Source organism: Paraburkholderia strydomiana, from assembly GCF_046030495.1.
GTDB classification, from domain to species: Bacteria; Pseudomonadota; Gammaproteobacteria; order Burkholderiales; family Burkholderiaceae; genus Paraburkholderia; species Paraburkholderia strydomiana_A.
Map to the genome: position 1 here is coordinate 78,858 of NZ_JAQQCJ010000029.1, position 21,193 is coordinate 100,050.

Consider the following 21,193-nt stretch of genomic DNA (forward strand, 5'->3'; position numbering starts at 1 on the left):
AATCTCTCAGACAGTCTCAATCTTTCAGACTGTCGAGCAAATGTTGCTTGAGTTTCCCAAGCCGTTGATGTGTGCGCGACTTTTCCTCGAGGCTCAGCCCGCCGAACAGTTCGACGACCCATTGCTCGTGCGCGGCCGCCATCTTGTCGAACGCCTTGCGGCCGACAGGCGTCAAACACACGCTGATCGAACGGCGATCGTTCGGGTCCGTGTCGCGCGATACCAGCCCTTCTTTTTCGAGCTGATCGGTAATGCCGGTGACGTTGCCGCCCGTCACCATCAAGCGCCGCGACAGTTCCGTCATCTTCAGCCCTTCGGGATGACGTTCGAGCTGCGCCATCAGATCGAAACGCGGCAACGTCGTGTCGAATTCGTTTCGCAGACGCTTGCGCAACTCGGCTTGCACGAGGTTCGTCGTGGTCAGCATGCGCAACCACAGGCGCAAGCCCATGTGACTGTCCGCGCCAGTGCTCATTTCGAGGTCCACGACGTTCTCCGCGGGTTTGGCCACGCCTTTGCGTGTCGGCTTCGTTTCACCCGTCGCAGCGGGCTTTTTCGTGTTCGATGACCTGGTCACATCACTTCTCCACCGGAGATGGAAATGGATTGCCCCGTGATGGCATCCGAGCCGGGTTGGCACAGCCACAGAACGCTGTTGGCGACTTGCTCGGGACTCACGAAACGATGTTGCGGATTCGAGCGCAGCAAGGTTTCGCGCGCCTGCTGTTCGGTGCGCGAGGTCTTGCTGGTGATCTGTTCGAGCGATGCGTGCAGCAGTTCGGTTTCCGTGTAGCCGGGGCACACGGCGTTGACCGTGATGCCCTTCGTCGCGACTTCAAGCGCGAGCGAACGCGTAAGACCGATCACGCCGTGTTTGGCGGCGCAATACGCGGCGACGTACGCGTAACCGATTTGCCCCGCCGTGCTCGCGACGTTGACGATGCGTCCATGTCCGCGTTCGAGCATGCCGGGCAATACCGCGCGCGTGCCGAGAAAGACGCCGGTCAGGTTCACGTCGAGCATGCGCTGCCACAGCGCCATGTCGGTGTGCATGAACGGCGCGGCTTGCGCCTGACCCGCGTTATTGACGAGGATATCGATCGTACCCGCCTGGCTGAATGCGTTCGCGACCGACGCTTCCTGCGTCACGTCCACGCCGAGATACGTCACGTCGCCCAGCGCGTTGCATTTTTCCTGCTGCATCGCGAGCCGCTGCACGTTGCGGCCCATCAAGGTAACGCGTGCGCCAGCGCGCAACAGTGCTTCCGCGACGGCCGCGCCGATGCCGCTGCCGCCACCGGTGACGACGGCGTGCTGGCCTGCGAGCGGGGAGGGGGGCATATTCACGTGGCTCACGTGGTTCCTTCTGCGCGTTGCGCGCGTTCTTGCGGCGACAGACCCGCGTTCGCGATGGCCTGAGCGCGCTCGCGTTCCAGATTGCGTTCGAGTTGCGACTTCGCGGCGGTGTAGGGCTTCGGCCACGCGACATCGAAATAGCCGATCTTCGCCGCTTCGTTCAGCGTCCACGACGGATTCGCCAGGTGCGGGCGCGCAATCGCGCACAGATCCGCACGGCCCGCGGCGATGATGCTGTTCACGTGATCCGCTTCCGATATCGCGCCGACCGCGATCGTCGCGATGCCGGCTTCGTTGCGCACGCGGTCCGCGAACGGCGTCTGGAACATGCGGCCGTACACGGGCTTCTCTTCCTTGCTGACCTGACCCGACGATACGTCGATCATGTCCGCGCCGGCCGCCTTGAAGGCGCGGGCGATCTGCACGGCGTCGTCCGGCGTGGTGCCGCCTTCGACCCAATCGTTCGCGGAGATACGCACGGAAATCGGCTTGTCTTGCGGCCATACCGCGCGGATCGCCTTGAAAACCTGCAGCGGATAGCGCAAACGGTTTTTGAGCGAGCCGCCGTATTCGTCGGTGCGCTGATTGGTCAGCGGCGACAGGAAGCTCGACAGGAAATAGCCGTGCGCGCAGTGCAGTTCGAGCCAGTCGAAGCCGGCTTGCGCCGACATGCGCGTCGCGTTGACGAATTGCGCTTCGATCTCGCGCAATTCTTCATGCGTGGCTTCGCGCGAATGCTGGCTGACGCCGCGCAGATATTGTTGCGGCGAGGCCGAGACGAGCGGCCAGTTGCCTTCGGCGAGCGGCTGGTCGATGCCTTCCCACGCGACGCGCGTCGAACCTTTGGCGCCCGAATGGCCGAGCTGAATGCCGATTTTCGCGTCCGACTGACGATGCACGAGATCGACGATCCGCTTCCACGCGCTCAGATGCTCAGGCGCATACATGCCGGGACACGCGGGCGTGATGCGCGCTTGCGGCGACACGCAGGTCATCTCGGTCATCACGAGCCCGGCGCCGCCCATGGCGCGCGCGCCGAGGTGCATCAGGTGATAGTCGCCGGCGATGCCGTCCACCGCCGAGTATTGCGCCATCGGGGAGACCACTACGCGGTTTTTCAGCGTGACGCCGCGCAGCGTAAACGGCGTGAACATCGGCGGGACCGAGTGTTGGTCCGGCGCGCGCTCGACACCCGAGCGCTGCGCGAGCCAGTCTTCGAAACCCGACAGATAGCGCGCGTCGCGCTCGCGCAGATTTTCGTGCGAAATGCGCTGCGAGCGCGTGAGCAGCGAATACGCGAACTGTTCCGGCTCGAACGACGTGTAGCGATCGACGTGCTCGAACCATTCCGTCGAATTGCGCGCGGCGTTCTGGATGCGCAGCACGCCGATGCTGCGCACTTCCGTGTAATGCTGCAGCGCGGCGGGCAGATCGCCGGGATGGGCGCCGATGCTGTTGGCGAGTTCGATCGCGTCTTCGAGCGCGAGCTTGGTGCCCGAGCCGATCGAGAAGTGCGCGGTATGCGCGGCGTCGCCCATCAGCACGATTGGCGTTTGCGAACCGTCGGCGTTGCCGCGCCAATGCACCCATTCACCGTTGACCACGCGCGGAAAACGAATCCATTGCGACGAGCCGCGCAAATGCGCGGCGTTCGACATCAGCGCGTGGCCGTCGAGGTACTTCGCGAACAGCTTTTCGCAGAAGGCGATGCTGTCTTCCTTGCTCATCTCGTCGAGACCGGCGGCGCGCCACACGCGCTCGGGCGTCTCGACGATGAAGGTGGAAGTCTGATCGTCGAAACGGTAAGCGTGCGCCTGGAACCAGCCAAATTCGGTTTCTTCGAACGCGAAGGTGAATGCGTCGAAGAGTTTCTTTGTACCGAGCCAGACGAAGCGGCAGTCGCGCGTGTCGATGTCCGGCTGATACGTGGCTGCGTATTTTTGCCGGATCGCGCTGTTCAGGCCGTCGCAGGCGATGATCAGGTCGGCTTCGTAGACGTTGTCGTCCGTCACCTGGGTTTCGAACACCAGCTTGACGCCGAGTTCTTCGCAGCGGGCTTGCAGGATGTTCAGCAGGCGCTTACGGCCGATGCCGCAGAAGCCATGACCCGACGAGCGGATTTGCCGGCCGCGGAAATTGATCTCGATGTCGTCCCAGTGGTTGAACGCGTCGAGGATCGCGTCGGCGCTCGGGGCGTCGGCGGCGCGCAGGTTGCCGAGCGTCTGGTCGGAGAACACGACGCCCCAGCCGAAAGTGTCATAGGGACGGTTGCGCTCGACGACCGTGACTTCGTAATCCGGGTTGCGGCTTTTCATCAACAAGCCGAAGTACAACCCGGCCGGCCCGCCGCCGATACAGACAATGCGCATGCTTGCTCCCCAAATGTGGACTCTGCCTTGGGGGTAATTTAGGTCTTGATAGTTTAGGTGTCAAGTAAATTTGCATGGAACCGCACATCGGGCGCTTTGTTATGGCACGCCGCACAGGCGGTGCCGGAGCCGTCGTGTACGGCTACGAGAGGTGTAATGCCCGCTCGGGACTATTCAGTCTAATTGGCATATATGTCGACGCGCGATAGGAGTATCTCGACACGAGAGGGGAGTTTTTTCGAAGCTGGATTAATCACAACCTTTCGTGTTTCGTGTGGGCAAAACCATGAACCTTTGCATCCATTCGTAAGCGTAATTCCACACGCCAGGAGATCTGTTCAGTAAGCCGTTGTCCATAATAAAAGCGTCGCTAAGCGCGGACAGAAGCGATGCAACTTATCTCCAGCGAGGCGGCGACCGAACGCTATCTGGTTGCGCCAGCCGGCTATCGCCGAAGAAATATGCAATTCGAATCGAGTCGAATTCATTACCCTAAATTTCCAAGTCTTTTTGCCGACAACAAGCAGTGTGTTTTTTGCGCTGGCCCGGAGGTCGTCTGGATCCGGCGCGCAACACGGCCAAGGAGTTTTTCACGGCACTGAACCGGTAGTGGAGAAAAAGAATATGCGAATCAAGCGCCGGAAATCGGCATTCGGGGTAATCGTTGCGCTCTCTCTGGCCGCGAGTCTGGCTGCATGTGGCGGTGGCGGCGGCGGCGATGGCGGCTCTAACAGCACGGCCAACAACAACACGAACACGAACAGCGGCACCAACACCAACACCGGCACGAACACCGCCGGCAACACGCCGATCATCACCCAGACACCGACTGACGACGGCCAATTGCACGCGGCCTGCTCGAACTGCGGCGCGGCCGATGACTCGACCTATACGGGCAGCGGCGTGGGCCTGTGGCAAGCGCTCAACACGGGCGCGCAGTCCGACACCGTCAATGTGTCGCTCAAAGGCACGACGGGCCGCAACGTCACGCTCGTTTTTACCAATGAGCTGGCAACGCCGGTGGCCTTCAACGCAAGCGTGACGGCGCCGACGGCCGACGTCGTCGCCATGAAGGCGCAGGCCTCGGCGGCATCGACGGGCGGAGAAGACCCGCTCGTGCAAAGGATTCACGAATTCAACTCGACCGGCTGGAAGACGCTCGTGCAGCAGAGCGCGGCCTCGTCGGCTGCTTCGGGTTTGTCCGCTGACGTCGTCGGCCGCGTGCAGCGCTCGGTGGTGACCTACAACATCGGCGATACGCGCGACTTCTGGCTGGCGGACTACACGCAGCGCCACATGACGCTTCAGGCTGTGGGCACGACCACAGATGGCACGAAGGTCAATATCTGGGTCGAGACCTCCGAATACGGCACGGGCAAGATCACGCCGGCAATCGTCAGCAGTCTTTTGCAGAACTACGCGGGCACGGGCGGCATATACGACATGGTCACGGGCGTAGGCGGTCCCTTCTGGGGCACGGTCGGCACGGCCGGCATGATTGGCGCATCGCAACCGGTCGACCTCGTCGTCGCGAACTTCGATCACAATGCGCAGCCGTACGGCATGGTGGGCTACTTCTGGGCGCTGAACAACTTCGTCAACCAGGGCAGCGGCCAGACGGCTTACAGCAATGCGGACCTGTCGCTGTATCTGGATTCGGAGACGCTGTATCTGGCCGGCGCGGCCGGCATGAAGTCGATGCAGACGGTGATGGCGCACGAAAGCACCCACATGCAGAACTTCTACCGACGCGACATGCTGATGGGGACGCAGTACGCGTACGACACGTGGCTCGAAGAAACGACCGCGATGATGATGGAGGATTGGGTCAGTTTCAATATCGACTCCACCTACAACGCCATCCGCGACAACCGCTTCATCAGCTATCTCACGTACAACAACCACGGCAGCTATAGCTGCGGTCTGACGACGTGGGACGTGGGCGACACGACGTGCGACAGCTACACGACCAACGGCTCGTTTGGCGGCTTCCTGAACCGGCAACTCGGCCTCGCGTTTTACAAGGCCCTGTTGAACGACAAGAATGCGACGACGTCGATGGCTATTCTGAACGACGCCATCAAGCAGGTTCGTCCGGATTCGAGCGTCGCTCAGGAGCTGCGCCACTTCACTGCTGCCGCGAGCGCTCAGGTGCCGCTCACGGCGAACATGGCGCAGTACAGCTTCCCGTCGCGGGCGGAAGGTGGCTTCACGCTGCCGTCCATCGATCCTTCGACCATGGTCCGTTTGCTGCCGTCGGCCTCGCCGGGCATTCTATTGGGCTACGCGAGTTTTCCGGTGGCGCGTTCGAACGTCGCGAGTACTTACCAGGAAACGGTGACGCTGCCTCCTGGCGTGACGCTGTCGGTCATCGTGCAGTAACCTGGTCGCGCGGCGGCATCGCGTCGGGTTGATTCGCGAAGCCGTCCCCTTTCCGGGACGGCTTTTTTCGCGCATGCTGCTGGCTGATTGAAGTTGATAACCACTGCACACGTACGGTTTGACTCTGCTGCCGCCATGCTTCGAACACTTCTACTGTCTGCATTCGTTCTTTGTGCCGGTGTTGCGTGCGCAGGCGTAGCGCGTCCCGGCGATCCGGTCGATCTGCGCGGTACGTTGGTGCTTCGCGGCAATGAGCCGTTTACGTATCCCGTCGTTTCCGACGGCAGGACGGTGTGGCAACTCGTGGGCGTGGAACGCGCGACGGCGCTTCGCTTGCAGGGCCGGCTCGTGCATGTGACGGGCCGGGTGGGAGAGACCGCCGTGCCTTCCGGGCTGCCCGCTGTTCAGGTCGATGCCGTGGAGGAGGAGGATGGGACGGGGCGTTGAACTACTCAGCACCCGTCCCCGGATTCACACCCCGCTGCGGAAATCCTCCGCATCGACGTCATACCCCGACGGTTCCCAGCGGATGGCGAGCAACGCCAGCAATCCGCACAACGGTGCAAACGCGATGACCCAGAAAACACGCGTGCTCAGCGCGGCAGCTAGCACCGGAAAGAGAAAGAGCGACGCGGCAGAACTGGCGCGCATCAGCGTCTGATTGAAGCCCACGCCGACCCCGCGCAGCGACGTCGGGTAGCTCAACGACGCGAAGGTCATGGTGTGCGATCCGGGTCCGATGCCCTGGCCCAGCAGGAACAAGGCGAGCAATGCAACGGCCGCGACCACCTCGGGCACCGACGACGGACGGCCCACGACGGCAAGACCCAGCAGCGCGATCAACTGGAGTGCGTAGCCGAACACAGTCAATTTCCACGCGCCGACCGCAGGCACGATGCGCACCGCAATCAGCCCGCCGACGAAAGCAAAGCAGAGATTCAGCGTGAGCGAGGCGAGAATCGTCGTGAGCATCGACTGTGCAAGGAAGCTCGAAATGATGACGGGCAATCCGAACGCGACGGCGTTATAGGCGAAAGCCGAAGCAATGCCGGTGACGGTCGCGAGAACCGTTCGCCGCAGATAGACGCCGCGCAGCAGCGCGCCGTAATTGCGCCACGAACCTGTGCGCACGGGCGCGCGATCGGTCCCGGTACCAACTTCCGGCGCGACCTCCGCATCGATACCGTACGAGCGCTTCAGAATGCGCGCTGCACCTTCCAGGTCGCCCTGGTTCGCCGCCCAAACGGGCGATTCGCTGATGTATCGGCTGCGAACGGCAATGATGATGATTGCCGGCACCGCGCCGAAACCGAGAATCAGACGCCATAGCAGGCCCGAGTGGCTGGCCGGCAGTGTCGAATAGAAGCCCAGCACGAGCAGGTACGAGATGCTGATCGCCGCGTACCAGACGGGGCACCACGTGGCGATGCGCGCGGCCTTGTTGCCGCGTCCCGACAGGCGCGAGAACTCGGCCAGAAAAGCCATCGCAACAGGCAGATCGATACCCACGCCGAGCCCCATGACGAAGCGCGCGCCTCCGAGCACCCAGGCGTTGGGCGCAAATGCACACGCCAGCGCCGCGACCACGAAGAAAAACATGTCGGCCATGAAGACGCGATAACGGCCGATCTTGTCGGTGAGAAAGCCCCCGAAAAAAGCGCCGAAAATCGCGCCGAACGTAATCGCCGACGCGACGAGCCCGGTGCCCGCAGGCGTTAGCGAAAATTCGCGCGAGACGTCCTTGAGGCCGAACGCGAGCGCGCCGAGATCATAGGCATCGAGAAACACGCCGCCGAGCGCGATCGCCACGACGATGCGGGCATCGCTTCCGGCCGCCGCGCCGCGGTTGACGAGGTCGGAAACATCAGAAGCCGAACGGATGACAGGCTTTGCGGGCCCGGTTGTGGACACAGCGGACGGAGTGGGCGCAAAGGTAGTTGACATGCAAAGACGACCGGCAAAAAAAGCGCCATCGTACGCTGGACATCCTGGCCGCACAAATCCATATTGGTTATTTGCTCATGCAGACAGCGGGCGGAATCGTCGTGCATAGCGCTTTTTTCCAGAATAAGCTGAGATTTCGAGGTTAAGTAATTGAAGTTTACGTAATAATTGCTGCGCACGCCCCCGTTTGAATTCCACTAACCGTCAAATGTGCAGGTCATGGCTTTCAGCGAACCAAGGTCTCCATTTTTCAAGTGGGTCGTGTCTTCCGCTCAGGAACTGAGCCCGGAAAATCGCCAAATCCTGCTCGCTCATCTATTCACGCGAACGTCGTCGATCATATTCGCGTCGATCTGCGAAATCAGCGTTTGCGCCACCGCTTTCTATCTTTATCCGATCCCCCTATATGCCGCGTGGGGCAGCGCCGTCGTCGCGCTCCTGTTCGCGCGTCTCGCGCTGATCTGGCTGTGCCGCAAGCGCAGCGCGCAAAATCGGCCGACGCCGACCTCCGCGTTTTTGCTGGCGAGTCTGCTGTGGAGCGTACTGTTCGGTTTCGGCACGTTGTTGTGCAATATCAGTGGGGATCCGACGCTATTCCTGCTCGGCAACGTTTGCGCGGTCGGTGTGATCGGTGGATTGGCCGGCCGCAATGCCGGCACGCCCAGGCTCGCGATGCTGCAGATCTCCTTCATCCTGAGCCTGTTGGGTCTCGGCGCGGCGATGTCGCCTGGTAACGGCAAGCTCGTGCTGTTGTTTCAGGCGCCTTTCTGTGCCGCCGGTTTCTTCACCGTCGCGCTGCGCAGCAATCGCGACACCGTCGCCCTGTTGCTGACGCGTGAAACCGCCCACCGTCTCGCGCGTCAGGACAGCCTCACCGGCCTGCCCAATCGCGCGCGTATCAGCGAATTGCTGCTGGAGCGAACCGGGCAGGGCGCGTCGCGTGAGAGTCAGTCGTTCGCTGTTCTACTGATCGATCTGGACGGTTTCAAGGCGATCAACGACAGCCTTGGCCATGCCGCGGGCGATCAGATTCTTCAGGAAGCGGCGACCCGCTTGCGTGAAATCCTGCCGGGCGGTGATCAGGTCGGCCGCCTCGCGGGTGACGAATTCGTCGCGATTTCCGACGGTGTAGCCGAGATCCGCGACATTCGCGTGCTGGCCGATCGCATCGTCAAGACGCTCGCGCGCCCGTTCGTGTTGAGCGAGGCGCTCGTGCATATCGGCGCGAGCGTGGGGGTTTCGCTTTATCCGGAGCACGCGAACACGGGGCCGCAATTGCTGATCTGCGCTGACCGGGCGTTATATGCGGTCAAACGCAGCGGTAAAAGCGCGTTCGTGATCTTCGATACCGACAAGCATGTTTCCGACGAAAGCCTGAGCCTGCTGCGCAGCGACCTCGAAGGCGCGCTGAAGTCGTTCAACGGCCTGCGCATGGAGTATCAGCCGATCATCGATCTCAGCGACGGCACAATTTCCGGCCGCGAGGCGCTGATTCGCTGGACCCATCCGAGCCGCGGCGAGCTTTCGCCGTCCGCATTCATCCCGACTGCCGAACGCACCGGCCTGATTCTCGCGCTGGGTGAATGGGCATTGCTGCAGTCGTGCACGGAAGCGGTGACGTGGCGGGACAAGGTCGCCGTCGCCGTCAATGTCTCGCCGGTGCAGTTGCGCGAGGAGTCGTTTGCATCGACGGTTGCGGCGATTCTTCGGAAAACGAGGCTGCCGCCCACACGGCTGAATCTCGAAGTCACGGAAACGGTGTTGCTGAACGACGATGCCGTCACACAGCGCAACGTCGCGAGGCTGCGTGCGCTAGGCATCGGAATGGCGCTCGACGATTTCGGCACCGGCTTCTCCACCATGTCGACGCTCGTGCGTTTTTCGTTCGACAAGCTGAAGATCGACAGTTCGTTCGTCAAGGAGTCCGTGCACGGACGCGAATCCGCGGCGGTGGTGCGCGGGATCGTCGCGCTGGCCCGCGAAATCGGCATGCCGACCACGGCGGAAGGTATCGAAACGCAGGAGCAGCTGGATTTCGTGCGCGTGTGCGGCTGCACGCACGCCCAGGGCTTTCTGTTGGGTAAGCCGCTGCGCGGCAGTGAGATCGAGCAGATCGATGGGCAACTGACCGCGAGCGCGCGTTCCTGAAGACCGGCAACGAGGTGAATATGGACGTTACACTGCAATTCCAGCTGCGGATTACCGTCTCGCCTGAACTCGCGGACGCATTGCGCAGCGACCGGACGAGCGCCGCGCATGCCACGCTTCGTGACATTCTGCGCAGGCACGACGCGACGTTGAAGTGCCAGTTCGATGCATTCGCCGATTACGTCAACGAAGCGGAAAGACTGGGGACGGAAAACTATCCGCTCTATCAATGGACGCGGGACACCATCGAGAACCCGGAGAAGAAAGCGAAGTATCTGCGGTCTTTCACGATCTATGTGAACGGCGACGAGGTCTATGGCAAGGACGTCGCGGATGCAATGGAAACCGAATTATTGAAACTGGTCGATGCCAATGGCATTAGCCGCGTTTCAAGATTCGATACGAATCCGGCGAATAATCCGCAGCCGCCCGCACGCTAGCGGTTGCGCTTAGTCGCCGCTGACGCGGCAGAGAAAGTCAACCCGCTGCAGTCAGTCCGCACATGGCAGGCCTTTCTGCCGCGCGCCGTTCTCCACGTTGTCTTCTTCGTGCCACGCGCAACGACCGCGACGCCGTCCGAGCACAGCCCATCCTTTCATCCGGTTGTCACAGCTTCACGGCTAGGATCGATGCTCGCATCCGTCACGCACTGCGCCGGCAGCGCGCACTTGAGCGCGGGTAGCCACGCGCGCCCGGGCATCGGCGCCGGCGTTCTTCCATCCCCCATACAACACCACCGGACATGTCGAACAAAAAAATCGTCAAGGCCTCACCGCCCGATGATCAGGGCGCTTCCATCGTCTCGCGTCGTGGGTTTCTGAAGTTTGCCGGCGCCTCCAGCCTCGCCACGGCGGCGGGCACACTGGCATCGGCGGCGCGGGCCGCCAACGGCAATCCGCCGGACGGTACGCCGGAACAGGTCCACCTGACCTGGGGCAACGATCCGACGAGCGAGGTCACGGTGTCGTGGGCGTCGCTTGCGCCGGCGGTGAATCCGCAGGTGCGTTTCAGCGGCGCGGACTCGAAGCGGCACACCGTGCACGCGGTGCAAAGCACATACACCGACGGCATCAACGGCGAGGTCGTGTTCGCCTATCACGCGCGCCTGCGCGATCTGAAGGCCGATACGAATTACCAGTACGAGGTAACGGCCGAGAACGACGGCAACGCGGCCCAGCCGTTTTCCGCGAGCTTTCGCACGGCGCCGCGCGGCCGCGCGCCGTTTCGCTGGACGAGCTATGGCGACCTCGCGACGCCGAATACCGGCTGGGTGTTGTCGTCGCCGCAGAGCCGCTTTGCGGTGCAGGCGGTCGAGCGCTTCCAGCCGCTGTTCCATCTGCTCAACGGCGACCTTTGCTATGCCAACCTGAATCCCCTGCAACAGCCGGCGGTGTGGCGCGACTTCGGCAACAACGCGCAGACGTCGGCGTCGAACCGGCCCTGGATGCCCTGTCCCGGCAATCACGAACTCGAATTCAACAACGGCGAGCAGGGGCTGGCGTCGTATCTCGCGCGCTATACGCTGCCGGATAATCATTCGCGCTTCCAGGGCCGCTGGTACAGCTTCCGCGTGAGTTCGGTGCTCTTCATCTCGCTCGATGCGGACGACGTCGTCTATCAGGATGCCGCCGCGTTCGTGGCGGGTCCGGCGCCGCTGGTGCCGGTCGCGAGCACCGGCAATCCGCCGATTCAACCGGGCACCTCGTTATACGTGCGTGGATATAGCGATGGCGAGCAGACCCGCTGGCTCGAAAAAGTCCTGCACCACGCGGCGCAGGATGACGAAGTGGACTGGATCATCGTCCAGATGCATCAGGACGCGCTGAGTTCGTCGCAGACCGGCAACGGTTCGGATAAGGGCATCCGCGAGGCCTGGCTGCCGTTGTTCGACCGCTACGGTGTCGACCTGGTGTTGTGCGGCCACGATCACGACTACGAGCGCAGCTATCCCGTGCGCGGCTGCAATCACCACAAGGGCACCGACATCGCGACCGGCCGGCCGGTCGATACGTTGCAGCCGAAGCCGGTCATGTCGGCGGTATCGTCGGGCGCGTCGACGTTCGACACGAGCCACGGCACGATTCACCTGATTCTCGGTGGTGGCGGCACGAGCGCGCCGCTCGATGTGTACGGTGTGGATATCGGCACGGGGCTGCCGCAAGCGCGGATTTTCACGCGGCCCAATCGCCCGGTTGCGGGGACGACGGCGGGGACGTTCGCGCGCGCTAGCGCGGACGCCGTCGAGGACGCGATCTGGTCGGCGCAACGCGACACCGGCACGGGCTACGGTATTGCCGTGTTCGATCACGATCCGGGGCATCGCGGCGGCGAAACGACGATCACGATGAACTACTATCACGCGCCCGGTGCGGATCAGACGCCGACGCCGAACTACGAGTTGTTCGAGACGATCGAGTTGAAGAAGAAGCGCCGTGGTTGAGCGCTGAACGAGCATGATCGGCGGGTCGGCGAGACATCGGAGCAGGGTGATTCGTCGACCCGCGACCGGCTTGAAATACAAGACGGCTCGGTGCAGTTCGGATAACGTCCGCACGCCAGTCTTCGCCTCTTCCCTGCGCTGTTCTTGAGCAGGTCGTACTCAATGCGGCCTATTTCCATGGACGTTGCAGCCCATCAGCTTCGATCCCTCCACGACGGCATAGGCCAATCTCTCAACCGCCCGGTCATTTTGTTACACGTCTTACGAGGCTGGTCTGAGCGGTTACAAAAGCCTTTCGTAAGGCCGGTTATACTCGGCGCCGTCTCAAGAAAACAAAACACCAGTTATGTCGAAGAAAATCATCCAGATGGTTGTCGTTGCTGCGTTGACCGCTGCGGCGTCTTTGTCGGCAGTGGCCGGCGATATGAACAACATGCTGGGCGGCGCGCTCGGCGGTGTGGCCGGCGCGGCGCTCGGTGGCGCAGTGGGCGGCAGCACGGGCGCGGTGATCGGCGGTGCGGTGGGCGGCGGCGCCGGCGGCGCGGTGACGTCGAATCGCCGCGAGCGCACGGGTGCGATCATCGGCGGCGCGCTGGGCGGCGGTGCGGGCACGGCAGCCGGCAATGCGATGGGCGGCCGCTCGGGCGGCCTCATCGGCGCGGCGGTGGGCGGTGGCGCGGGCTCGGCGCTCGGCGGCAACGTCTCGCGTTCCAACTCGTACGCCGACGACTATTCGCGCGGCTACCATTCGGGCAAGCGTCATCACAAGCATCGCCACTACGACTGAACGCGTGACGCTCGCGCTTGAATTCACTCAGGCGCGAGCACGACCTCGCAGTCATCAGGATGCGTGAATCGGAACCTGGTCTTCCGATTCATACCGAACCCGCGGCGATCATATAATCAGGCGCATTTGAACTCACGCGCGCCCGACATGAGACTCCTCGCCTGGACTTTCCCCGCTGTCGTTCTTCTTACCGCTTCTCCCGCCTTCGCCCAATCGACGCCGCCGCGCGACGAATTCTTCTGGCTCGGCGAAATCAACAAGGCCACGGTCGTCATCAACACCGACGAAGGGTTGCTCGACAAGGCGATGGCCCCGCGTCTCGCCGCGGGTGTGGCGAAGGTCATTGCCGACGGCAATCAGCCCGGCGCGAAACGTCCGGCCACGGTAATCACGTTCGAGCCGCTGCTGATCAAAGCGGCCGGCGAAGACGTGACGCTATTGCACGCAGGGCGCTCCAGCCAGGACATGCACGCCACGTATCGCTCGGCGATTCTGCGCGGCGATCTGCTGAATCTCGCCGATCAACTGAACCGCACGACCGCGACGCTGGTGCGTCTCGCCGGCCAATACTCGGCGACCATCGTGCCCAACTACACGAATGGCGTGGCGGCGCAGCCGAACAGCTACGGCCACTACTTGCTGGGCTTTGCCGCGGGACTGGATCGCGACGCGCAGCGCATTCGTGAAGCGTACAAGCGTGTCGATCGGTCGTCGATGGGCACGACGGTGCTCAACGGCACGAGCTGGCCGTTGAATCGCGAACGGATGGCGCATTACCTCGGCTTCAATGCGATCGTGGACAACGCGTATGACGCGTCGCAAATCTCTTCCGTCGATGAACCAGTCGAAGCCAGCGCGATCGTCACGAGCGTGGCGCTGCACACCGGCAGTTTCATTCAGGACGTGATGACGCAATACGCCGAGTCGCGGCCGTGGATTCTGTTGCAGGAAGGCGGCGTCAACACTTACGTGTCGAGCGCGATGCCCCAAAAGCGCAACCCCGGCCTGCTGATCCGCACGCGCACGGACGCGTCCACCGCATTGGCGCAAGCCGAGGGTGTCGTGCTGGAGGCGCACAATCTGCCGCCCGGCATGAGCGATCCTAAGGACGTGAAGGCGAACACGGAGATGATCGACACCGGCATAGCCGCGCTCAAAGGCTGGCAGACGGTCATGAACGCGCTCGTGATCAACCCCGAACGCGCGCTCGAAGAACTGAATAGCGACTGGACCGCGTCGCAGGAAGTCGCCGACGTCTTGATGCGCAAATACAAATTGCCGTTCCGGGTCGGCCATCACTTTGCGTCGAACGTCGTGGAGTATGCGCGGCAGAAGGACATCAAGCCGCTCGACTTTCCGTACGCCGACGCGCAGCGCATCTACCGGGAGACGGTGGCGGGCACGCCGTACGCCGGCGATCTGCCCATGAGCGAAGCCGAGTTCCGTGCGACGCTCAATCCGGTGTCGATCGTGAACAATCGCGCGACGACGGGCGGTCCGCAACCGGCTGAAATGGCGCGCATGCTGAAGGAAGCGAACGCGCGCGTGGCGCAGCAGGATCAGTGGATCAAGGAGAACCGGGCGCATATCGACGGATCGCTGGCGAAGCTGGATGTCGATTTCGATAAGGTGCTCGGCCGCTCGCCCGGGAATTGACTACAGCGCTGGATAGCGTGACTTCGCGAGCGCGGCGTCGATTCGGCCGTGCTCGCGAAGCGAAGATCCGATAAGGCGCTTTTGCTACTTGTCCGCGAGTGGAAACGCAGTGTCGCGAGCCGTACGCGGCGAAGGCGTCGCAGGCTTCAGACTGTCGATAAACGGCGCATCCGGCTTCATGACGAAAGTCAGCAGCACCCCGCAAGCCATCACGCAGATCGACAACATAAAGGTGACGTTCCAGTTGCCCAGACGATCGATCAGATAACCGGCCACCACCGGACTCACGATCGCCGCCGTGAAGCCCGTGCCGCTCATGATGCCGCTCGCCGTGCCCGAGCGGTCATAGGCGATGTCCATCGGAATGGCCCACATCGGGCCGATATTCATTTCATTGAAGAACATCGCGGCGGCGAGGAAGACCAGCGAGTACATCGGGTCGTGAATCAGCACGACGGGGATCAGCGAGAGACCGGTCATCGTCATGCAGAATGCGACGAGGGCGCTGCGCGCGAGTTTCAGATTGCCGGTGCGGCGCAACAGCCGATCGCTGATCAGACCGCCGACCAGATCACCGAACACGCCCGCAATGAACACACCCGATGTGAAGATGACCGCCTTCTTGATGTTCAGATGGAAGCTGTGCATGAAGTAGAGCGGCATCCAGTCCAGCATCAGCCAGAGAATCCAGTTGTAGCAGAAGTACACGGCGGAGACCGGCAACAGGCGCCGATAAAGCCGCGCCCAGGTGCCGGGCGCTTCCACCGGACGAACTCTCGGCGGCGGCAGGCTGTGAATTTCTTCGGCGGTGATGCGCGGGTGATCCGCGGGCTTCTCGGTGTACGTGATGTACCACAGCACGAGCCAGCCGAAACTCAGCGCGCCGAGCAGATAGAACGCAAAGCGCCAGTCGAACGCGGTCATCAGCGCCAGCACGAGTATCGGCGCGATGGCGTTGCCAAGCCGCGCCGACGAATGCGTGATGCCTTGTGCGAAACCGCGCCGGTCCTTCTTCACCCACGACGCCATCGCGCTGGTGGAGGCGGGGAACGTCGCGCCTTCACCGAGACCCAGCAGCAGGCGCGCCGCGACGAGCGTCGCGAAGCCGCCCGCGAGTCCCGTCAGCGTGGTCGCCACCGCCCAGATGAACGCGCAGGCGATGAGCGTGCGCTTCGCGCCGAAGCGGTCGCTCACCCAGCCGCCGATGAACTGGAACACCACGTACGGATACGCGAACGCCGAGAAGATGAAGCCGAGCTGCGTGTTGCTCAGTCCGAGTTCGGACTTGAATTGCCCGGCGGCGGTGCTGATGTTGACGCGGTCGACGTAGGTGATGAAGTACATCAGGCACAACATCAGCAGGACGGTGGTGGTCGCCCTGAGTTGTAATCGTTTCATGTCTCACTCCACGTTGTTCATTTATTGTTATTTCGACGCACCCGAGGTGAAGGCGATCACGGCGTCCCTGAAGCGGGCGCTGCCGTACACCTCGTCGATCAGGTCTTCGTCGTCGAGCCGCTGTTCAACGACGATGCGGCGCAAGCTCTCCTTCACTGCTTTCTGCGTGACCGGCGACAACGCCATGAGCCGTTGCGCGAGTGCATGCGCCGCTTCTTGCAACGCGCCGGGCGAGCAAACTTCATGGACGTAGCCGCATTCCAGCATGTCGGCGGCACCGAGGTAGTCGGCGAGCATCAGCATCTTCTTGACGCGCGGCACGCCGAGGGCAGCCTGAAGCCGCGCGATGTTGCGCGAGGACAGCGTGTTCGACAGCGTCTTCGCGATCGGCGCGCCGAAGCGCGATGCATCGCTGCACAGTCTGAAGTCGCAAGCCGTCGCGAGCGCGAGGCCGCCGCCCACGGCCCAGCCGTCGATCACGGCGATGGTGGGCATCGCGATGCGCTCGACCGTATCGATGACGCGTTCGACGAAGGCCTCGTAGGCCACGCCATCGCGGCCGTCACGGAAGTCCTTGAAATACGCGATATCCGTGCCGGCAATGAAGGACTTGCCGCCCGCGCCGCGAAACAGGATGCAGCGCACGCCGCTCGTGCGTTCACACTGGGCGATGAGCGTGAGCAACGACTCGTACATGTCGAGCGTCATGGCGTTGTGCCGCTCGGGGCGATCGATCACGATCTCCGCCGCGCCCGAAGCATGTACCGTGAGGGTGACGGGTTCGTTCATGATGCGGTCCCGTTGATTTCAGCGAAGATTTCGTCGTTGTGTTCGCCGAGCAGCGGCGGGTGGCGGCGCACCGTTTGCGGCGTGCCGAGCATTTTGACCGGAAAGCCGATGTTCCTGACCTTGCCTTCATGCGGATGGTCGATCTCCATGCACATGCGCCGGTGCGTGGCATGTTCGCTTTCGAACGCTTCCGGATAGGACAGGATCGGGCCGGCCGGAATGCCGGTCGCGAGCATCGCCTCGACCCACTCGGCGCTGTCGCGCTTCGCAAATTCCTGCTCCAGTATTTCGATCATCGCTTCGCGGTTCTTCAGGCGCAGCGAGACGGTTGCATAGTCGGCGTGAGCGACGAGGTCTGGCCGCTGTAGCAATTCGCACAGCTTCGTCCACAGCTTCTGGTTGGTTGCGCCCATCACGAAGTAGCCATCGCGCGCTTTCACTGCCTGATAGGGCGCGCTCATCTTGTTGCTGGTGCCGAGCGGCGTCGGCGGCACACCCGTGCCCCAGTACTCCGACATGTCCCAGATCGAAAAGGCCATCACCGAATCGAACAGTGACGCGTCGATGTGCTGACCCTCGCCGCTTTTCTGCGCGCCGATGTAGGCCGACAGCAGGCCGTACACCGCAAACAGCGCGCAGCCGATATCGGCCACCGGCACGCCCGCCTTCACGGGCTTGCCGCCCTTGTAGCCGGTCACGCTCATCACGCCGGACATCGCCTGCGCCATCAGATCGAAGCCCGGGCGCGAGGCCCAGGGCCCGCTTTGCCCGAAGCCGGAGATGCTCACGTAGACGATCTTCGGATTGATTGCCTTGATCGACTCGTAGTCGATATGCAGACGCTGCACAACGCCGGGACGGTAGTTTTCGACGATCACGTCGGCGGTCTTCGCGAGCTTGTAGAAGAACGCTCGGCCTTCGTCGCTCTTGAGGTCCAGCGTCAGCGAACGCTTATTGCGGTTCATGTTCAGGAAGCCCATGCTGTCGGGGCCCTTCATCTTGAAGCCCATCGCGCCGCGAGTCTGATCGCCTTCCAGCGGCTCGACCTTGATCACGTCCGCGCCCAGGTCGGCCAGCAGCATGCAGGCGAACGGGCCCGCCATGACCTGGCTCACGTCCAGCACGCGGATGCCTTGCAGCGGCAGATGTTTCGATTCGGTCATATCGAGGTTCCTTTGGTGCGTTGATTCGTCGTTTCGAAGTGGTGGGCGGATTGCCCGCTCGCGTCAACGTGTGACGAGGCGTGTGGGGATGACGGGTTTCGGTGTCAGCGCGAGAGGCCGAGACGGATGGCTGCCGAACGCTGCCTGGGATTCGCAAGCGCGAATGAGGACGTTTGGGGAGTCCGCGACGCGGTGCATTGACCGCCTTTCGCGGGAGTGCATCGCGCGATGCTGTGGGCGGTCGCGTCAGGGCCTCGGGGCATGATTTGTCTCCGGCTAATCGTTATGCCCCACTGTCGCCGACTGCAAAGGCCGCCGCAAGAATGACCGCGTCATGTCTGGTTTCGCGAGCGGCGAAACCGGAGGGAATCGAACGATTACACCGGCTGGCCGAGCAATTCGGTCACCACGTTGCGCAGCGTCTGTTCCTGCGCGTGTCCTTCGGCACACGAGAGCACGTAGCTGCGCTGATGCCAGTCCCCTTGCAACTCGGCCGACGCGAGCGCTTTCTCGGGATGAAAACTGCGCAGCACCTCCGGCGGCATCAGGCCGACCCCGAGCCCATGGCGCACCATCGCGAGCATGGTGTCGAAGCCGCTGGCGGTGAAGTTGTTGGCGAACAGCCGTCCGCGGCTGCGATACGCGCGCTGTACCGCTGAGAGGACCGCGGAGCCTTTGCCCAGGCTCACGATAGGCAGATCGAGAATGTCGTCGATCCCGACCGGTTCGTCAAGAAACCGGAAGTGCGCACGGCTATAGACGAGCACGAGCCGGTCGTCGCGGTACGGTGATTTGGCGAGATCGAGAAAGCCGCTCTTCTTCTCGTAGATGCCCACGTCGATTACTTTGTCGCGCAGCAGTTGTTGCACGATCTTGCTGTTCTCTTCGACGATCTTCAGCGTGATGCCCGGGTACTTGCGCTGGATGCCGGCAATCTCGCGGGCGAGGAACTGGATCACGACGGCCTTTGGCGCGCCGATGATGATGCGGCCGTCGAGCCCATGATTGAGCGCCAGCGCGTCGCCTTCGAGCCGGTCGATCAGGTTGTCGATCTGCCGGACGTATTGCAGCAGCTTGGCGCCCGATTCGGTGATTTCGACGCCGTGCGGCACGCGGTTGAACAGCTTCGCGCCGAGTTGCTCTTCGAAGTCCGACACGCGCCGCGACGCGGCGGCCACGGCCAGATTGAGCTTGTCGGCGGCGCGCGAGATGCTGCCTTCCTCGATGATGGCGAGGACCAGCCGAACGGTTGTCGTGTCGAATTTCAAACCTAACTCCAGACTTTATCTTGATCGAAGGGATGGGCGCGGTGGAGTGGGCGGCGACGAACGGGCTGTGGCCGATGTCGTCAATGATATCGGTGATGTGGCCTGACGCCGCCGGGAAGGGTGAGTAGCGAATGGCAGCGGATTGGCACGCGGTGTCTGCTGTCACGCTGGCCGCGTGTCAGTCAGACACTCGCCTGGATGCGATGCGACCGTCGTCGCTCACGCGTGCAGAATCAGTTTCTGCACGCGCCAGTTCAGCAGTTCCGCGACGAACAGCACATTCTCCGATGGACACGCCATCTGATGAATCCAGCCGAACTGCTTCGGCTGTTTGCCCGCCTTGCCGAGCACGCCGAGTACTTTCCCATCGAGCGTCATCTTGTAGATGCGCCCCGGAAAGGCATCGGCGCTATAAAGCACCTGGTTCGGCCCCGGCGAAATGCAGATGGCCCACGGCGAGCCGGGCGCGAACGTGCCGGCTGCGATCGTCGCTTCGTCGGGCATGTTGCCGATCGCCGGACGCGCATCCGGTGGCACCGGCACGTCGATGGTGAATTGCCGCAGGAAAGTGCCTTCGGTGTCGAATACCTGAATGCGGCGGTTGCTGCGGTCGGCGACGTAGACGTTGTCGTGCGCATCGACGGCGATGCTGTGCGGCGTATGAAACTGGCCCGGACCCGTGCCACGGTCACCCCACGACTTGATCCAGTTGCCGTCCCGATCGACTTTTGCCACGCGCGAGTTGATATAGCCGTCGCTGATGTACGTGTTGCCCGCCGCGTCCCACGCGACGTCCGTCACCTGGCGAAAGCGCCCGGGTTCGGAGGGCAGCGGCGGATTGGGATGCTTGAGCGGGCCGGTTTCCTCGTCGGCGGCTTCCTGCTTGCGGCCGAATACCATGGCAACCCGTCCATCCGGTGTGAACTTGATCACCATGTCGGAGCCTTTATCCGTCACCCAGATGTTGTCCTGCCGGTCCACCTTGACCGTGTGCGCGAACGACCACGCATACAGGTTGTGGCCGATCTCGCGGACGAAGCGCCCGTCAGGGGCGAACTCCAGCAATTGCGCGGCGGCCGCGCCATAGGCGGGGCCATTGGTGTTGCCGCGCGACAGCACGAAGATGTGTCCGTGCGAGTTGAGCGCGACGCCGGAGCATTCGCCGAAATAGGTGTCTTTAGGTAAATGAACGGGATTGGCAACCGAATCGTAAGCAACGGACGGCACGTCTTGTGTGTCCGCGAATGCCGCCGGCATCGCGAGTCCGGCCGCCGTGCCGGCGATAAGACTCATGAACATTCGACGACTCATTGCCCGATGCTCCGCGCTGCCACAGCACGGACAAAACGCCCCATATTGCTCGCTCATTCGGTGTCTCCTATGTGATCGGCCTGGTAGTCACGTCGTCAAGCTCGAAACGTGCAAACGCAATCGTAGTGCACAAAACGCTTAATAGCTAAGTCGTCGTTTCGTGCCAGGAGAGTGGGGCGCGG

At 62.6% G+C, this 21,193-nt stretch carries 15 protein-coding genes; 6 read left to right on the forward strand and 9 right to left on the reverse strand.

Going from position 1 to position 21,193, the window contains the following annotated elements:
* Positions 1–16 precede the first annotated feature (16 nt).
* From PQQ53_RS29420 to PQQ53_RS29430, 3 genes are read right to left on the reverse strand one after another with little or no spacing between them, the layout of a single operon-like run.
* A complete protein-coding gene (locus tag PQQ53_RS29420) occupies positions 17–577 on the reverse strand; it encodes a MarR family winged helix-turn-helix transcriptional regulator (RefSeq protein WP_408149606.1) in 561 nt (186 codons plus the stop codon).
* Positions 574–1,341: an SDR family NAD(P)-dependent oxidoreductase gene (locus PQQ53_RS29425; protein WP_408328127.1), complete on the reverse strand. Its 768-nt coding sequence runs from the start codon at positions 1,339–1,341 to the stop codon at positions 574–576. The genes PQQ53_RS29420 and PQQ53_RS29425 overlap by 4 nt, the downstream gene beginning before the upstream one ends.
* 11 nt (positions 1,342–1,352) lie before the next feature.
* Entirely contained in the window at positions 1,353–3,725 is a 2,373-nt protein-coding gene (locus PQQ53_RS29430) for a bifunctional salicylyl-CoA 5-hydroxylase/oxidoreductase (RefSeq protein ID WP_408328097.1), read from the reverse strand.
* Between the two features lie 624 nt (positions 3,726–4,349).
* On the opposite strand from PQQ53_RS29430, the gene PQQ53_RS29435 reads away from it, so the two are divergent.
* Positions 4,350–6,107: a M30 family zinc metallopeptidase gene (locus tag PQQ53_RS29435; protein WP_408328100.1), complete on the forward strand. Its 1,758-nt coding sequence runs from the start codon at positions 4,350–4,352 to the stop codon at positions 6,105–6,107.
* 471 nt (positions 6,108–6,578) lie between these two features.
* On the opposite strand, the gene PQQ53_RS29440 is transcribed toward PQQ53_RS29435, so the two are convergent.
* Positions 6,579–8,051: an MFS transporter gene (locus tag PQQ53_RS29440; RefSeq protein WP_408149599.1), complete on the reverse strand. Its 1,473-nt coding sequence runs from the start codon at positions 8,049–8,051 to the stop codon at positions 6,579–6,581.
* A gap of 219 nt (positions 8,052–8,270) precedes the next feature.
* On the opposite strand from PQQ53_RS29440, the gene PQQ53_RS29445 reads away from it, so the two are divergent.
* The 5 genes from PQQ53_RS29445 to PQQ53_RS29465 all read left to right on the forward strand — a co-directional run bounded on the left by PQQ53_RS29445 (position 8,271) and on the right by PQQ53_RS29465 (position 15,082).
* Complete coding sequence (locus PQQ53_RS29445; protein ID WP_408149597.1) at positions 8,271–10,199, forward strand: putative bifunctional diguanylate cyclase/phosphodiesterase; 1,929 nt, start codon at positions 8,271–8,273, stop codon at positions 10,197–10,199.
* Between the two features lie 20 nt (positions 10,200–10,219).
* Positions 10,220–10,639 (forward strand): hypothetical protein, encoded by a 420-nt coding sequence (locus tag PQQ53_RS29450; RefSeq protein WP_408149595.1) that lies wholly within the window; start codon positions 10,220–10,222, stop codon positions 10,637–10,639.
* A 302-nt stretch (positions 10,640–10,941) separates the two neighbouring features.
* Entirely contained in the window at positions 10,942–12,639 is a 1,698-nt protein-coding gene (locus PQQ53_RS29455; RefSeq protein WP_408149594.1) for a purple acid phosphatase family protein, read from the forward strand.
* A 346-nt stretch (positions 12,640–12,985) separates the two neighbouring features.
* On the forward strand, positions 12,986–13,426 hold the full coding sequence (locus tag PQQ53_RS29460) for a hypothetical protein (protein WP_408328103.1): 441 nt from the start codon (positions 12,986–12,988) through the stop codon (positions 13,424–13,426).
* Positions 13,427–13,573: 147 nt separating this feature from the next.
* Complete coding sequence (locus tag PQQ53_RS29465) at positions 13,574–15,082, forward strand: argininosuccinate lyase (RefSeq protein WP_408328105.1); 1,509 nt, start codon at positions 13,574–13,576, stop codon at positions 15,080–15,082.
* 84 nt (positions 15,083–15,166) lie between these two features.
* Here PQQ53_RS29465 and PQQ53_RS29470 read toward each other — a convergent pair whose 3' ends face one another.
* From PQQ53_RS29470 to PQQ53_RS29490, 5 genes are all read right to left on the reverse strand, one after another.
* Positions 15,167–16,480, reverse strand: coding sequence for an MFS transporter (locus PQQ53_RS29470; RefSeq protein WP_408154281.1), 1,314 nt, complete (start codon positions 16,478–16,480; stop codon positions 15,167–15,169).
* Between the two features lie 27 nt (positions 16,481–16,507).
* Complete coding sequence (locus PQQ53_RS29475) at positions 16,508–17,269, reverse strand: enoyl-CoA hydratase (protein WP_408149586.1); 762 nt, start codon at positions 17,267–17,269, stop codon at positions 16,508–16,510.
* Entirely contained in the window at positions 17,266–18,432 is a 1,167-nt protein-coding gene (locus tag PQQ53_RS29480) for a CaiB/BaiF CoA transferase family protein (protein WP_408149584.1), read from the reverse strand. The genes PQQ53_RS29475 and PQQ53_RS29480 overlap by 4 nt, the downstream gene beginning before the upstream one ends.
* 377 nt (positions 18,433–18,809) lie before the next feature.
* Complete coding sequence (locus PQQ53_RS29485) at positions 18,810–19,700, reverse strand: LysR family transcriptional regulator (RefSeq protein WP_408154285.1); 891 nt, start codon at positions 19,698–19,700, stop codon at positions 18,810–18,812.
* 219 nt (positions 19,701–19,919) lie between these two features.
* The gene (locus tag PQQ53_RS29490; protein ID WP_408328108.1) at positions 19,920–21,068 is read right to left on the reverse strand and encodes a peptidyl-alpha-hydroxyglycine alpha-amidating lyase family protein; all 1,149 of its coding nucleotides are present in this window, start codon (positions 21,066–21,068) and stop codon (positions 19,920–19,922) included.
* Positions 21,069–21,193 lie beyond the last annotated feature (125 nt).

Bases quoted from the DNA above. Each gene is read 5' to 3' on its own strand.
- PQQ53_RS29460 (WP_408328103.1), top strand. From the start codon at position 12,986: ATGTCGAAGAAAATCATCCAGATGGTTGTCGTTGCTGCGTTGACCGCT.
- PQQ53_RS29450 (WP_408149595.1), top strand. From the start codon at position 10,220: ATGGACGTTACACTGCAATTCCAGCTGCGGATTACCGTCTCGCCTGAA.
- PQQ53_RS29475 (WP_408149586.1), bottom strand. From the start codon at position 17,269: ATGAACGAACCCGTCACCCTCACGGTACATGCTTCGGGCGCGGCGGAG.
- PQQ53_RS29435 (WP_408328100.1), top strand. From the start codon at position 4,350: ATGCGAATCAAGCGCCGGAAATCGGCATTCGGGGTAATCGTTGCGCTC.
- PQQ53_RS29480 (WP_408149584.1), bottom strand. From the start codon at position 18,432: ATGACCGAATCGAAACATCTGCCGCTGCAAGGCATCCGCGTGCTGGAC.
- PQQ53_RS29490 (WP_408328108.1), bottom strand. From the start codon at position 21,068: ATGAGCGAGCAATATGGGGCGTTTTGTCCGTGCTGTGGCAGCGCGGAG.
- PQQ53_RS29455 (WP_408149594.1), top strand. From the start codon at position 10,942: ATGTCGAACAAAAAAATCGTCAAGGCCTCACCGCCCGATGATCAGGGC.
- PQQ53_RS29465 (WP_408328105.1), top strand. From the start codon at position 13,574: ATGAGACTCCTCGCCTGGACTTTCCCCGCTGTCGTTCTTCTTACCGCT.
- PQQ53_RS29445 (WP_408149597.1), top strand. From the start codon at position 8,271: ATGGCTTTCAGCGAACCAAGGTCTCCATTTTTCAAGTGGGTCGTGTCT.
- PQQ53_RS29430 (WP_408328097.1), bottom strand. From the start codon at position 3,725: ATGCGCATTGTCTGTATCGGCGGCGGGCCGGCCGGGTTGTACTTCGGC.
- PQQ53_RS29440 (WP_408149599.1), bottom strand. From the start codon at position 8,051: ATGTCAACTACCTTTGCGCCCACTCCGTCCGCTGTGTCCACAACCGGG.
- PQQ53_RS29470 (WP_408154281.1), bottom strand. From the start codon at position 16,480: ATGAAACGATTACAACTCAGGGCGACCACCACCGTCCTGCTGATGTTG.
- PQQ53_RS29425 (WP_408328127.1), bottom strand. From the start codon at position 1,341: ATGCCCCCCTCCCCGCTCGCAGGCCAGCACGCCGTCGTCACCGGTGGC.